General features: G+C 57.7%; 17 protein-coding genes. 13 read left to right on the top strand and 4 right to left on the bottom strand.

Annotated elements, in window-relative coordinates:
* Both ABIL25_09005 and ABIL25_09000 read right to left on the bottom strand, forming a co-directional pair.
* The coding region (locus tag ABIL25_09005; GenBank protein MEO0082413.1) for a leucine zipper domain-containing protein at positions 1–287 on the bottom strand (287 nt) is incomplete at its 3' end.
* 227 nt (positions 288–514) lie between these two features.
* Complete coding sequence (locus tag ABIL25_09000) at positions 515–1,738, bottom strand: ISNCY family transposase (GenBank protein ID MEO0082412.1); 1,224 nt, start codon at positions 1,736–1,738, stop codon at positions 515–517.
* A gap of 154 nt (positions 1,739–1,892) precedes the next feature.
* On the opposite strand from ABIL25_09000, the gene ABIL25_08995 reads away from it, so the two are divergent.
* From ABIL25_08995 to ABIL25_08935, 13 genes are all read left to right on the top strand, one after another.
* Positions 1,893–2,339 carry a PEGA domain-containing protein gene (locus tag ABIL25_08995; protein MEO0082411.1) on the top strand — a complete coding sequence of 149 codons (447 nt, stop codon included), beginning with the start codon at positions 1,893–1,895 and terminating at the stop codon, positions 2,337–2,339.
* 3 nt (positions 2,340–2,342) lie between these two features.
* Positions 2,343–3,470: an AmmeMemoRadiSam system radical SAM enzyme gene (gene amrS, locus ABIL25_08990; protein ID MEO0082410.1), complete on the top strand. Its 1,128-nt coding sequence runs from the start codon at positions 2,343–2,345 to the stop codon at positions 3,468–3,470.
* Between the two features lie 22 nt (positions 3,471–3,492).
* On the top strand, positions 3,493–4,524 hold the full coding sequence (locus ABIL25_08985; GenBank protein ID MEO0082409.1) for a DUF362 domain-containing protein: 1,032 nt from the start codon (positions 3,493–3,495) through the stop codon (positions 4,522–4,524).
* A gap of 5 nt (positions 4,525–4,529) precedes the next feature.
* The gene (locus ABIL25_08980) at positions 4,530–5,291 is read left to right on the top strand and encodes a segregation/condensation protein A (GenBank protein MEO0082408.1); all 762 of its coding nucleotides are present in this window, start codon (positions 4,530–4,532) and stop codon (positions 5,289–5,291) included.
* Between the two features lie 47 nt (positions 5,292–5,338).
* Positions 5,339–5,683 carry an MTH938/NDUFAF3 family protein gene (locus ABIL25_08975; protein MEO0082407.1) on the top strand — a complete coding sequence of 115 codons (345 nt, stop codon included), beginning with the start codon at positions 5,339–5,341 and terminating at the stop codon, positions 5,681–5,683.
* 39 nt (positions 5,684–5,722) lie between these two features.
* Complete coding sequence (locus tag ABIL25_08970; GenBank protein MEO0082406.1) at positions 5,723–6,181, top strand: DUF488 domain-containing protein; 459 nt, start codon at positions 5,723–5,725, stop codon at positions 6,179–6,181.
* A complete protein-coding gene (nadA, locus tag ABIL25_08965; protein MEO0082405.1) occupies positions 6,178–7,083 on the top strand; it encodes a quinolinate synthase NadA in 906 nt (301 codons plus the stop codon). The genes ABIL25_08970 and nadA overlap by 4 nt, the downstream gene beginning before the upstream one ends.
* Before the next feature lie 89 nt (positions 7,084–7,172).
* The gene (locus ABIL25_08960; protein ID MEO0082404.1) at positions 7,173–7,691 is read left to right on the top strand and encodes a hypothetical protein; all 519 of its coding nucleotides are present in this window, start codon (positions 7,173–7,175) and stop codon (positions 7,689–7,691) included.
* A 115-nt stretch (positions 7,692–7,806) separates the two neighbouring features.
* Positions 7,807–8,370: a hypothetical protein gene (locus tag ABIL25_08955; GenBank protein ID MEO0082403.1), complete on the top strand. Its 564-nt coding sequence runs from the start codon at positions 7,807–7,809 to the stop codon at positions 8,368–8,370.
* A complete protein-coding gene (locus ABIL25_08950; protein MEO0082402.1) occupies positions 8,309–9,151 on the top strand; it encodes a methyltransferase domain-containing protein in 843 nt (280 codons plus the stop codon). Before ABIL25_08955 ends, ABIL25_08950 begins: the two co-directional genes overlap by 62 nt.
* A gap of 49 nt (positions 9,152–9,200) precedes the next feature.
* Entirely contained in the window at positions 9,201–10,145 is a 945-nt protein-coding gene (locus tag ABIL25_08945) for a restriction endonuclease (protein ID MEO0082401.1), read from the top strand.
* Positions 10,146–10,249: 104 nt separating this feature from the next.
* Entirely contained in the window at positions 10,250–10,795 is a 546-nt protein-coding gene (gene lspA / locus ABIL25_08940; protein ID MEO0082400.1) for a signal peptidase II, read from the top strand.
* On the top strand, positions 10,792–11,952 hold the full coding sequence (locus tag ABIL25_08935) for a cysteine desulfurase family protein (protein ID MEO0082399.1): 1,161 nt from the start codon (positions 10,792–10,794) through the stop codon (positions 11,950–11,952). The genes lspA and ABIL25_08935 overlap by 4 nt, the downstream gene beginning before the upstream one ends.
* 978 nt (positions 11,953–12,930) lie before the next feature.
* Here ABIL25_08935 and ABIL25_08930 read toward each other — a convergent pair.
* Positions 12,931–13,467, bottom strand: a complete 537-nt coding sequence (locus tag ABIL25_08930) for an archease (GenBank protein MEO0082398.1) — start codon at positions 13,465–13,467, stop codon at positions 12,931–12,933.
* Positions 13,468–13,500: 33 nt separating this feature from the next.
* Positions 13,501–13,829: hypothetical protein (locus ABIL25_08925; GenBank protein ID MEO0082397.1), on the bottom strand; the 329-nt coding region annotated here is incomplete at its 5' end.

The raw sequence follows: 13,829 nt of genomic DNA, 5'->3' as shown, positions 1-13,829 counted from the left end.
TTGCGACCCTTGCCGGTCTTGTCCCGCTCGGCCAGAATCCGCTCCTGCACCGCCTCAGGAGTCCGGTTGGGGCTGTGCCGAGGCCGACGCGACCTATCTCCCAGTCCAGCCAAGCCTTCGGCCTCGAATCGCCGCACCCATTTCCGGACCACATTCCGGCTGGTCTTGCAGCGTCGGGCGGTTGCCGAGATACTGCCGGTCTGAGCATGAATTGCTACTAGCTTTTCCCGGCCGATCATGCTTGCCTGCTTCTTACGTTGCCGGTACAATTCGCCGTAGTAAACCATCGTGGGCTCCTTCTGGTTTTCTTGAACCTCGTACAGTCTACCAAAGGAGCCCCGATGGTTTCAAGTAGCCGGCCAAACCGGCGCACAGCCGAGCGCGTGCCGACCACCTGCTGCGTGCTGCGTCGATGTTTGCGGCCACCCCTGCCAGTAGAACTTCCCCTACGCTGGTAACGATGTCTTGACCCTATTACTGGTTCCGGTGTCAAACCACAGCGAAAATGTCATACCTACACCACAGCGAAAGTGTCATAGGCACTTCCTGCCAAAGTCCGTCCAGGCTTGGGTTGGTCCCGCAGGCGAATGTGAGGGATCTCACCGACCCGGTCATGCCAGATGTGGACCGTGCCATCAAACCATTGCTGTACCGTGACCCTGCTGCCGGCAACGCAGACACTGCGAATGTTGGGCTTGAGTTGGTAGCGATGCCCCTGGTAGCGCAGAGTGTTGTCATTGGCAACCTCCCGGGTAGTCTTGCCACACAGCACGGTGCGCAGGTCAAGTCCCTCGGGTACCGGCCTGAAGGCGGACTCCGGCTCACGCGGCTTGACCCCGAAGCGTTCAGCATACTTGGGGATGAACACCCGGTTGAGATAGTCTGTGGCCCGCAGAGGGTCAGTGATGTGGTGATGGTCCAGTTCTGCCACCAGCCGGTCCTGAAATGACTGGTTGATACGTTCACCTCGTCCCCGAGCCTGCGGGCTGTTGGCAAAGATACATTCCACCGCCAGTGTCTGCATGGCAACCTCGAAATGCGTCGGCTGGTCGTCACGCTGGAACCGATGCACCCCGCCATGCCGGGTGGTGGTGAATTGACTGGCCCGATCGAGATACAAGGCCCCTGGGAGGCCGTAACGGCGGGCAACGTGATAGAAGACCTCAAAGCAGCCGGCAAGCGTTTCCTGGGGGTCGAATTTGCCCCAAAGTGGCCTGCCGGTAGCGTCGTCGGTGGCGAGGATGAGGGTTGCGGATGGGCGATTGGGGCCAAACCAGGGATGGGGACTGCCGTCGATGAAGACCAACTCGCCGAAGCGGGCGTGGCGTTCCCGGCAACGGCGGCGATTGCCTTGCGACCGGTGGCGACGTTTGGCCGGGACGCCAGCGGCTCGGAGCCAACGGCGAACCGTCTCCCGGTTGACCTTGAGCTGATATTCTTCGGCAAGGGCTTCGGCGAAGTGGTAGTCGTTGTACTTTGAGAACTTGGTCTTGTGGAGTTTGAGCACGTACTGGCGCAGGGTAGCGGGTTTGGCGTTAGCTGGCTGCCGGTTGCGGTTACCGTGGATGACTTCTTTGGTACCGAGGGCACGTACCTTGGCTTTGAGGCGGAATACCTGGCGTATGGAGAGCTGGAGCATCTTGGCTGCGGCACTAGCTGAAAGGTCGAAAAAGGCCCTTTCGATTACCCTTAGTCTAACCAATTCGGACTCCTTGAGCAGAATTGATGCATTGTCCATGAACACAGCATAACCTGGCTGTGTTGCAATTGTCGAGCGCCCGTCAAGACTGACATTTTCCCTGTGCCATTGCCCTATGACATTATCCTTGTGGTTTCACACCCTATTACTGGTTCCGGTTGACTTGGGGCACCTGCTCAGCTATCGTTTCTTGATGCTCTCTATAACTATCGTTCTCTTGCTTGTATCTGGCCAGACTCCGACCGATTCCGGGTACATCTCGGTCTACTCCAGTCTGCCTGGCATTTCGGTCTGGCTCGGTGGAGATTACATCGGCCGAACTCCCATAGCGTCCCATGCCGTCAAGCCAGGGTCGTACAACCTGACCATCGCCTCCAACGACAGTCTGGATGTTCTCTATGCCCGATTCCGCTCCGGACGTCTCGGCCAGAAACTGTCATCCCTGTGGTCCCTAGCCTCGATTGACGCGGGCACGTTCCAGCTCGACGTGAAGCCCGGAACCAATGTCGAAGTTTTCATTGACTATGGTAAGGTGCTTGCCGCGCCCTGTCGGGCCAAGTGGCTGACCGGGCTTGGTGTCGGCGGGTTCTTCTTGGCAAGTGTCGGTATTGGAATGCTCATCGGCCACCTCGCATTTTAGGCAGTGTCCCCAAGTCTGTGGTCAACGGCAAAGGTCATTTTTCTCACATTGGCCGCCGGCATGATGCTCGGACTCGGCCCGGCGTCGCCCCCAAAGCGCCTCCCACTTGTGCGCGAAGCAGAGTTCTACGAGAAACTCGACCGCAAGCTGGTTCGGTGTCGGCTCTGCCCACGGTATTGCACCATCGCACCAGGCCAGCGGGGCGTGTGCCGGGTGCGCGAGAACAAAGATGGCAAGCTTTACTCTGTCGTATACGGCCGACCATGCACGATTGGCAAGGAACCGATTGAGAAGGCTCCTTTCTTCCATTTCCTGCCAGGTTCCAGCCGCATCGTGCTTGCCACTGCGGGGTGTAACCAGATGTGCAAGTACTGCCAGAACTGGGAAATCTCGCAGTCTTCGCCCGAAGACCTACCAAACTACGACCTGCCACCCGAAAGCATCGTCGCCATCGCCAAACGCGAGAATGCGCCCATCGTCTGCTTTACATTTTCCGAACCGATAGTTTTTTACGAATACATGGCCGACATCGCGCAGCTTTGCCGCAAGAGTGGAATACGGACCGCAGTCGTCACCGGCGGCTATATCAATCCCCAACCGCTCAGCAAGCTTTGCTCTCTGGTTGATGCCATCAAGATTGACCTCAAGGGTTTTACCGACGACTTCTACCGCGACGTCTGCAGCTCCAGTCTTGAACCCGTGCTTGAAGCCTGCAAAATTGTCGCCCGTAGTCCGGGTATCAGACGGCCGGTTCACCTTGAACTCGTGAACCTTGTAGTACCGGCTTTGAATGACGATACCGCGGGCCTGAGGAAAATGTGTTCTTGGATTCGCGACAGTCTGGGCGACACTGTACCAGTTCACTTCACCCGCTTCACTCCGAACTACAAACTCGCCAACTCACCGCCCACCCCGATCGCAACGCTCGAGCGGGCCGCAATAATCGCCAAAGCCGCAGGCATCAAGTACGTTTACGTTGGCAACGTACCCGGACACTGGTTGGAGAATACTTACTGCCCCAAGTGCGGCAAGTTACTCATCAAGCGTCAGAGTTACGCCGTGACCGAAAACAACATCAAGAACAACTGCTGCCGCTTCTGTAAGACAAGGATTCCCGGAGTTTGGCAATGAAAGGACGGGCAGACAGCACGCCGTGGACAGGCCAGTAGTTTTCTTTGCACCACCAGATCGGGCATGGGATGCAGTCGGCCAGGTGCTGGAGTATTCGGGTTTCCTAACCCAACTTAAGCCCAAACGCAAGGTAGGTCTGAAGGTCCATTTTGGCGAAGCTGGAAACACAAACCACCTTGACCCCCAACTGGTTCGGGCCGCCGCGGTTGCGGTGAGCTACCACAATCTTCAGCCGGTTGCAGTCGAAACCACTGCTCTGTACCGCGGCCGGCGTCAGAACGCCAGCGAACACATCAAACTGGCCAAGGAACATGGGTTCGGCATGGAAAGAATTCTTGCCCCGATCGAGATTCTTGATGGTGAACACGGCGAAAAATTCTACTCGGTACAGCTGGAGTCAACCATCGTCCCAAAGGCCAGGCTTGCCCAAGGTTTGCGGCGTTTCCACTACCTCATCAACCTCGCACATTTCAAAGGCCACTTCGTCGCTGGGTTCGGCGGAGTGCTCAAAAACCTGGCGATGGGCCTTGCGGCCAAGGCCGGCAAGCTAGAAATGCATTCCAGCTCCAAACCCTTCGTTGATACTGAGAAATGCATATCCTGCGGCGAATGTATCGAATACTGCCCCCACGAAGCAATCAATTTCGTCCGCTACGTTGCCAAGATTGGCCGGAGCTGCGTCGGCTGTGGTGGTTGTCTCGCGGTCTGCCACCAGGGGGCAATCCAAGTCAATTGGAACGCTGCCTCAGAACTGGTTCAGCTCAAGATGGCTGAGTACTGTCGGGCTGTGCTCTCAGGTCGAAAGGTATTTCACTTCAATTTCTGCCTGAAGCTAACACCGAACTGTGACTGCTATCCACAGACCGAGAAGCCGTTCATGCCCGACGCCGGCGTATTCGCTTCACTTGACCCTGTAGCCTGCGAGCAGGCAGCATTCGACCGCATCAGCCCTGGGCTGCGGAACCTCTACCCGCACCTCCACCCTGAGACTTTGCTTGAGGCCTGTGAAAGAAATGGTACCGGTTCCCGTGCGTATCGGCTAGTAGAACTATAGAAAGAATGACCAGCCAGGATCACCGACGCTATGACTTTCCGCCTACTGTGCGGCTAGAGCTATTCGAAGGCCCGGTCGAGCTTCTCCTTTACCTTGTGCGCAAGAATGAACTCGACGTTCTGGATATCCCCGTTGGCCGACTGACCGACGACTTCCTTGGATTTGTGCGAGCCGCGGTTGACCTGAATCTCGAGGCCGCGGCCGACTTCCTCGTCATGGCCGGGGTCCTCTTGCGCCTAAAAATGCGCCGGCTTCTGCCGCCGAAAGCAGAAGAAGATCTCTCAACACCGACCGTAACGCTTGACCAAATACTCGACGAATTCCGACGCTATCAACAGGCAGCTCGAGTGCTCTCCGAAAAGGAGCAGGAACGCCGGCTCATGTTTCCACGTCCCCTGGTTGTACTTAGGGATGAGGCTGCCACACAGGAGGAGATTATGGTTCTGACCTTAGCCTTCCGCCGGCTACTCGCCCGACTCAAGCCTGACCGTTTGGTTGAGGTCGCGCCCGTAAGAATCCGTTTCGAAGACAAGCTCGCTGAACTGCGGGCATTCCTGCACGACCGGACCAAGGCTGACTTCGAGGAAGCTTTGGCAAGCAATACAATCACTGAACTCATCATCATGTTCATCTGCGTGCTCGAACTGGTTCGGTTGGGTGAAATCCGGATTTTTCAGGAGGAACAGTTCGGCCGAATAACGCTTGAGCTGCGCACCGAAACAGCCGGAACTGTAGATTCAAGGGACACCGAAACACACATCGCCTGATGATACTGGCTCGCTTGACCACATTTCAGCCCACTCTACAATAGACTGTGACTATTCTCGGCACCGGCTTTGGCTGGATTGAGACTGATGTCGGCCGGTTCGAGCACGACATCGTCGTGTTCCCAGACGGCAGCGTCGGAAACCGTTACGACCGGCTTTCCGGCTCGAATCACGAGTTTGGCCTAGCCGAAGCGACCGCTGCATTGTGTGGCACGACTGCTGATATTGTCCTCGGTACGGGTCAGTATGGTGTCGCCACCGTACCAGATTCCACCCGCCGTCACCTCGCCTCCTGCGGTGTCCAGTTGCACGTTGCACCGACGCCCAAAGCAATTCTCATATACAACGAACTGAGTGTTCCCAAGTGCGGTATTTTCCACGTCACGTGCTGACATGACCACCGGACTCCCATTCAATTCATCGGTTGCCCAATGAGAATCTTCACTCTCGGCACCGACCATCGGCCGGAGTACGACTTTGCCCGCATCCTGGTGAAACACGGTATTCAGGTCGTGTGCGACCTGCGCCGTTCTCCTGATGCAAGAGAAGAGTACTTCCGCCGCGACGGGCTGCAGGCGTTGTGTGCAGCACACGGGATTGACTACGTATTCTTGGGTAACGAGCTGGGTGGACCCCAGGACGGAGACCTGGCCGCATGGGCAAAAACTGAGAAGTTCAAGCGGTGGGTTGACATCATCCGCCGCAAGCTGGAGCAGCGCGTGTGCTGCCTCCTGTGCGCCGAACGCAGTCCCGAGCGCTGCCACCGCCGTACGATCACTGATGAACTGGCAAGACAGGGCATCGAAGTAGTCCATCTGTTGAACGAGACTACATTCTGGGTTCCCCGACACCCTGCCCCCAATCGCCGAGTTCGTACCTCCCGACGGTGAGAAAATCTGAACTCGTCACCGAAATTCTCAAGCTGAAAAGACAGAAGAACGCTATCATTCTCTGCCATAACTATCAGCCGCCGGCAATCTACGACGTGGCCGACTTCATCGGCGACTCGCTCGAGCTCTCACGCCGCGCAGCCGAGACAAACTCGCCCCTCATCGTATTCTGCGGAGTACGGTTCATGGCCGAGACCGCCAAACTTCTGAACCCCGACTCAAAGGTCGTGCTGGCCGAACCACGGGCTGGATGCCAGATGGCCGACATGATCTCCGCCGCCGCGCTTCGGGAGAAACGGAAAGAACTCGGTGATGCGGTCGTACTCGCCTACATCAACACCCCGGCTGATGTCAAGGCCGAATCCGACATCTGCTGTACTTCAGCCAACGCAGTCAAGGTTGCAAACTCGCTTCCAGCCGGCCGGCAAATTCTATTTGTGCCCGACAAGAACCTTGCCCTTTACGTTGCGCACAAAACCGGCCGAGACATCATCCCCTGGGAAGGCTTCTGTTATGTCCACGCATTCTTCACGATCAAGGACGTCCGCCGTGTCCGCCGCGAACATCCTGGGTCTTTCGTTGTTGTCCATCCGGAGTGTCCTCTGGAGGTAATCGAGGCAGCCGACGAATGTGCGTCGACCGGCGGCATGTATCGGCTGGCGCGACAACACCGTTCAATGGTCCTTGGCACCGAAGCCGGAATGTGCCAGCGCATCCGCCGTGACTTTCCGAACAACGAGTGCTTTCCCCTACGCCGCACTGCGCTTTGCCGCAACATGAAGCTCACCACGCTCGACAAAGTACTCGCCGCGTTGGTCGGCGAAGTTGAAGAAGTGACCGTACCACCCGAAGTCGCAGCACGCGCCCGCGCCGCAATCGAGCGCATGCTGGCGGTGGTCTAGCCCCGACTGATGCTCGACGGGCCACTCTCCTACAACGACTTCGAGTCAGTTCTCCTTGACAGCGGTCTGTCTGCTTCTAGAGTTTCCCTATGAGTTTCTTTACTTTGACCGCGGTGATCCTCGTTGGTGGGTTTGAGGCCGGCGGCCAGATTGCCGGCGTGTACCCATTTGCTGGACTTGACCGGTTCCATTCCTCAAGCGCTCTGGTCGGTGCCGGAGTCGCTTACACCACCGGCCCGCTCCGCTTCGAGCTCGGCTACCGTTACACCAGTCTACCCGGTGTCCAATCAAGTCCGTACCGGCTTTCCCTGCACCAGGCCGCGTTTGAAGCCGGGTACGGCTTCCTGCGTCGTGGCGACTGGGGCTTGGAGGCAATTGTCGGCCCAGGTTATGCCCGGGCCGAACGGATCTGCGGCTCGGGCCACGAGACCGGCGGCGCTGCGAACGCCGCTTTAGGACTCGGTTTCTTCCAGTATGCAGGCCACAGTCGACTTGCGCTCGGCCTACTTCACACGCTCTTTCTTGAGAAAGGCGGCACCGACAAGCCCGGCATCTCGGTCGCGCAGCTTCTCACCCTCCGCGCGGGAGTGGCATATGTGTTCTTCTAATCACCAGTGCCGAAAGAATCGTACCAGCCGCGCGTGGACGCCGGATGTCAGCCATTTCCTTCCTCGCTTCGTGCTCTCAGTATCTTTGTGTCTAGTCTGCCTCTCCTGCAGCGATATGATTCTGTACCGCTCAGGCGAGGAGTACTTTCCCCTTGTCCAAGGTAGCGAATGGAAGTACGCTGTCGGCAACGATACAACCTACGTGCAGGTCGCCGGTGACAGCATAGTCGCAAATCGTACCTGCATTGTTGTTAATGTGAACTACAGCCCGCAGTTCTGGTATCGCGTGCCTACCCAGGTACGTCGTTTCTTCCGCCACACAGTCAGCCGGGGCGGCATTGAGTACGTGCTCGAAGAACGCTACGGCCTTGTCTACGTTCTCCCGCTGGTGACCGGCAGTAGCTGGGCCGAGACGTTTCAGGACACTGCGGTCATTCTCGGTAGCGATACAATTGCTTACTTACACCGACTCGAGGCTCGGGTCGTCGGAGTTGAGAAAGTCGGTACGCCGGCCGGTAGTTTCGGCCAGTGCTACCGCCTCGACTTCACCGAGGAAGTTCGCTCGCTCGAGGCCGAGACCACTTACTACTCTGAGTGGCTAGCGCCGGGCGTAGGCGTTGTTAGACGTTCGAGTCCAGCTGGCGAAGAACTACTGGCTGAATACCGCATCGGTCCATAGCGTGACGCCCAATCCTAGACCCGCCCCCCGCGACTACATCCCGGTCGCGCCGAGTTGGGAGCGTCAGCCAGACGACACGGACATCTGGCGTCGGGTCGTGATCATGCCTGCACTTGCCCTGAACCAAGTCGAGCGCGAGCTGCTTGGCCCGATTGCCGGTCGCCGGGTCGGCGTGCTCGGAGCTGGCGATGCGATAGCACCCCTTGCCCTAGCTGCGCTTGGTGCCGAGGTGACTGTCATTGACCCGGCGCATGCTCGCCTTGACCAGCTCCTGGTTCGCTGCCAGGTAACCGGCGTCAACATCCAGTTCACTGCAGTTGAACTCACCAACCTCTCTGGGCTGCGGTCTGGCCTATTTGAACTCTGCTATGCCGCTCAGACATCATGCCAGCTTTCCGACTTAGGTCGTTTCTATAAAGATGTGTTCCGCCTCCTGACCGAATCCGGCCGGCTCGTTATCAACGAGTACCACCCGGTCCGCCGTATCTGGAAACAGGAACCCGGTTCACCACGTTTAGTGCGCTCCTACTTCGAGCGCCGCACCGAACGCGGTGAGGTTGACGCGACCGGGAGTCCTGCCGGTCACCACAACCTGCATGCTAACCTGGGACGGTACGAATACCACTGGACCGTGTCTGACCACGTTCATTTCCTCATCCAGGCGGGGTTCCAGGTGACAAGACTCGAGGAAATCGGCGATTCGCACCAGCATTGGGAAGTTGCCAACCTGCGCGGGCTGCCCGAGCAGCTTGTCATCGGTGCCGACCGGTTTCTTGACTGAGACAGTCGGCACTAGTATAATTGTCTAGAGGCTAGAAAAGAGGAACCCTGTGCTAAGTGACCCAAAGGTTGTCAGGCTGTTCGAACTCCTCATCGAGCAGAACAAGACAGCTGTGGAACCAGTTTTCATGCCCAGCCGCGACGGATGGGTCAGTTATCCCCTAGTAGAAGAAGAACTTAAGGTTGACACCGACTACGCGGTACGTCTGCTTGAAGACCTGCACCGGATGGGATATCTTGACAAGCAGTTTGCCGACAAAGTCCTGTTCTGCCCGGCCTGTAACTCCCAGGACCTCAAGCTGATCTCGCTGTGTCCCAGATGCCGCTCTGGTCTCCTTGTCCGGCGCCGGCTGCTTGAGCACAAGAACTGCGGTTACGTCGGACCCGAGCAGGACTTCAACAGCTCCGATGCCCGGCGGTGTCCAAAGTGCCGTACCGAACTCGTACTCATCGGTGGCGACTACCTAAGCCGTGGACTGAGCCACATATGCGGTCAATGCGGCCAGGTGATTGACAGCCCCAACGAAGAGTGGACCTGCCGTTCCTGTGGTAGAACCTATGGCAAGCTCGACGTTCGGGAACAGGTTCTCGACCGGTATGTCGTGAACCAGGCGCAGCTCGCCAAGCTCCGGGTCGAGCGTATCCCAAAGGCCAAGGTGCACGAGTTTCTCGCAAAAGAAGGTTACGAAGTCCAGGAGTCAGTCCACGCTGTCGGCCGTTCCGGGGCTGAGCATGAAATCGACCTGTTGGCGACCAAGCGATCCGGTCCTCTGGAGCACCGAGTCGTGGTCGGTTTTGCAAGCGCCAATGAGGCAGTGGACTCTGAGGAAGTAATCAAGCTCTACGCCAAGGCCTACGACGTCGAAGCACAGGATATCATTCTCGTTGCCTCTCCAAGACTAAATGATGACGCCTATCACTTCGCTCGCCATTATCATATCCGTGTATTTGACGTAGACCAGCTCAACCGGTCCGACGCCCGCTTGACGGTGTGAAGGGCCCCTCGGCCACTTGCCGCTCGTACTGTCTGCAACCCGGCCCAAGGCACGGAGCACTGAACGCTTGTTGACATCCTGAGCTAGCTGATTAGTCTCTGAGGATGCCACGGCGAATATTCATTTGGGCCGCAATCGTTTCCCTGTGCCTCGACCAGATTTCAAAGGTCTTGGCCTACGGAATGCTGACCGAACACGTCAGTTACCGGTTGATCGGTAATCTCGTACGGCTGTCCCTCACTACAAACAGCCAAGGTCTATTCGGCATGTCCTACGGCCCGCCAGTCATCTACTTCATTCTGCCGGTCCTGGGAATCGGATTGGTACTCTACTTTGCGCTACGGACGCGGGACAAGTGGCTGACCATAGCTTATGGGCTGGTTCTTGGCGGTGCGGTGGGTAACCTCGTGGACCGGGTACGACTGGCTGGCCGAGTGATTGATTTCATTGACATCGGCGTGCGCGGCTGGCGTTGGTATACTTTCAATCTGGCTGACCTCTGGGTTGTTGTCGGGGTCATTCTTCTGCTCTTCCGCGAATTCTTCGGCCCACGTGCCAAACCGCAGTCGACGACTGACCGGCCTGCGCCGGACGGACTCAAAGATGAAACTGTCAAGTCTGTGGAGTCTGCGGATGGGACAGGCCAATGAATGTCTATCTCGATAACAACTCGACCACGCGCATTGACCCCCGCGTGGCCCGCTCGATCGAGCCGTACCTACATGAAGTGTACGGCAACCCATCGAATATCCACCACTTCGGTCGGGAATGTGCCGAAGGTCTGGCCCAGGCCCGCGAGCAGGTTGCCGCCTTCCTCGGCGCGTCTCCAGACGAAATATTCTTCACGAGCAGCGGCACCGAGTCTGACAACTTGGCAGTCAAAGGCGTGGCTGCGGCACGAAAGGAAAAAGGCAACCATATCATCACGAGCGCAATCGAGCACAGCGCGGTCCGAGGTAGTGTCAGGTTCCTGGGTCGCAACGGCTGGCAGGTCACAATACTCCCAGTCGACCGGCATGGCCTCGTTGACCCTGACGACGTACGCCGATCCATTACCGATAAGACCGTACTGGTCTCAGTCATGCTTGCCAATAATGAAATCGGCACCATCGAGCCAGTTCGGGAAATTGCTGCTGTCTGCCGCAATGCCGGCGTAACCTGCCATACTGATGCCGTTGCAGCCGCAGGCAAGATTGAAGTAGACGTTCAGAAGCTCGACGTTGACCTGCTCACGATCTCAGGACACAAGCTCCACGCGCCCAAAGGCGTGGGCGTTCTCTACGTCCGGGAGGGCACGCCCCTAGAACCGCTGCTTCACGGCGGACATCAGGAGAAGGGATTACGTCCCGGCACCGAGAACGTCATCGGCATCGTTGGTATGGGAGCGGCGTGTGAATTACTGGGACAGGAGTGGCAAAGCGACGCTGCAAGAATGCAGCGGCTACGAGACCGACTCGAACGCTCAATTCTAGAACGTGTGCCTGAGGTCAGAATCGAAGGCCACCCGGAAAAACGGGTGCCGAACGTCTGTCTCGCTACTGTTGGGTACGTGGAGGGCGAAGCTCTGATACTTAGCCTTGACCTTGAAGGTGTTGCGGTCGCGTCCGGCTCAGCTTGTTCCGCTGGTGAGGCCGGCCCCTCACCGACAATCGAGGCGATCGGGGTTCCAGACATGTTCAAGAATGCGCCGGTCAGATTCTCCCTGGGTCGCGACACGACCGAGGATGAGATAGACTATGCCGTTGAGGCATTCGCCCGGGTTGTCGAACGTCTCCGCTCCATCTCACCGGTCTGGAAAAGGCACTAGTCGGCGCCAGCCGCGACCGGCGTCTTACAGACCGCTAGAGTTTCAGAATCACGAAAGCAAGCGCAGTCCTACCCAACGAGAACCGTGCGATTCGCGACTCGATTCCAAGGACACGTCTGGTGTCAGAAACCGCCCATCGTAGTAACTAACATCACTCAATTTTGGCCGGCTAAGCTCGTAAGCGATGACCACACCGGCCGACATGAAATAGTGACCGGTGCAACCAAGAAACCCTGCGACAGCTATACGTTCAACGCATTGCCACCAAACGCCATTCACCGCCAAACGCAGACCCTGACCAAACCTCCGGCCATTGCCGGTACCAGTCGGCCGCGCTCGCCAAAGAACAAGCCCACTGCCGCCAGCGCCGGCAGCAGTGGGTTCCCAAACAAGACCGAGGGGCCGGGCGGGGACAGCACGATTTGCAATAACGTCAAGTCCGATACCGAACGCAGCACCAACCATCAACACCGTACTAAGCCTCGCTACAATACATGCCGGCCTGCGCCGCCGACCGTATCTCGATAGTATCTCCGCGAGCCAGACAGCAAGCATGACCACGGGGCAAGCGGCGGGTCAGGCCGCAGGGAAGGCACCCGGCCAAGCTGCAAGCCAAGCGGTGGGGCAAACCGCGACCCCGGCAGCAGACCAGGCTGCGAGGTAAGCCCATGGACAGGCTGTGGGCTACGCGGTGGGTCAGACCACGAGCTAAGCGGCGAGACACACGGCATAACAGATAGCGGGTCAGACACTGATGGAGGCGGCTAGCAAGAGTGTGAGCCAGGCCGCCGGACAAAGAACAGGGCAGTCAAAGAGCCAGGCAGCAGACCGAACAGCAGGGCAGGCGGCGTACCAGACCATCCCGTGGATAGTGAAATGTCACACTCTGACTTGCCCGCACATCTCATATAGAGAAATCCCCGTTCCCGCTAGCCAGCGCATTCCTTTCCTGGTCTACCCGACAGGCACAAGTAGCAGTCAGACGTCCAGCACCAAGGTTACCCGGAAACATTCTTTGCTGACAGCAGACGGCTTGGAACGGTTTCCAATACCAGACACAGAGACAGGCCCCTCGAGCTTGTATTCGTGGTAGGTCGGAGTCTTCACCTCAACCTTGAACCCGTGTCGGTCAGGGTCGTAGGACTCACCATGAAGGACAGCAGCAAGTGTCCAACCACCAGAAGCTATAGACCCTGGACTCGGAACTCGGGACTCGGTACCCTGGTACCGAACCCGGACTTCGGCTAGGCGGACGGCAAAAGATTCGGTCGAGAACAGAAAAAGGAGTTCCCGAAGCCAGTCCAGAAAGAGTTCCTCAAGGTTCGGGCTCTCCAGTTTGACCTCTCTTTCCCGGTTTGGTTCCACCTTGCCGACGTCGAGCATCAGGTCGAACAAACAGAACGCGGCATTAGTAAACAGCTCGGATAGGTCATGGCCGTAGATTTCGACCTTGATGTCCGAGGTGTGATCAAGTAAGCGATAGGCAGGCCGGTGATGCGGTATCTCGGTAGTCAATCTTTCACCCGGCCAGGACAGAAATCGCAGGACTCAGGGACGCACCATCGTACTTGTGGTTGTCGTGTTGCCTTGAGCGTCTGCTGCCCATACCGCAACCGAACTTTCACCGGTCGGTAGCCTCAGCGCGGTAACGAAACTTTCTTCGCGGGAGTCAAAAATGTAATCAGTTGGTCCAAGCGGCTGCCACGGACCAGCGTTGACCGAGAAACGGCAGGCGGCTATAGGCGACATCTCGTCACTCACGCTGAAAGAGAGCCTGCCGGCACTAGCCATAAGCCCGGTAATCCGGGGCGGGGTGTTATCAATAAGCACGGGTCCGGTAACCAGTTCTGTGGCGAGTGCTGCATCTGGCGGCTGGG

The sequence above is a fragment of the candidate division WOR-3 bacterium genome, from assembly GCA_039801365.1.
Lineage (GTDB): Bacteria > Hydrothermota > Tepidihabitantia > Tepidihabitantales > Tepidihabitantaceae > JBDRUN01.
The sequence above is the reverse complement of the archived record's forward strand: the minus strand, read 5'-3'. Positions and strand labels throughout refer to the sequence as shown.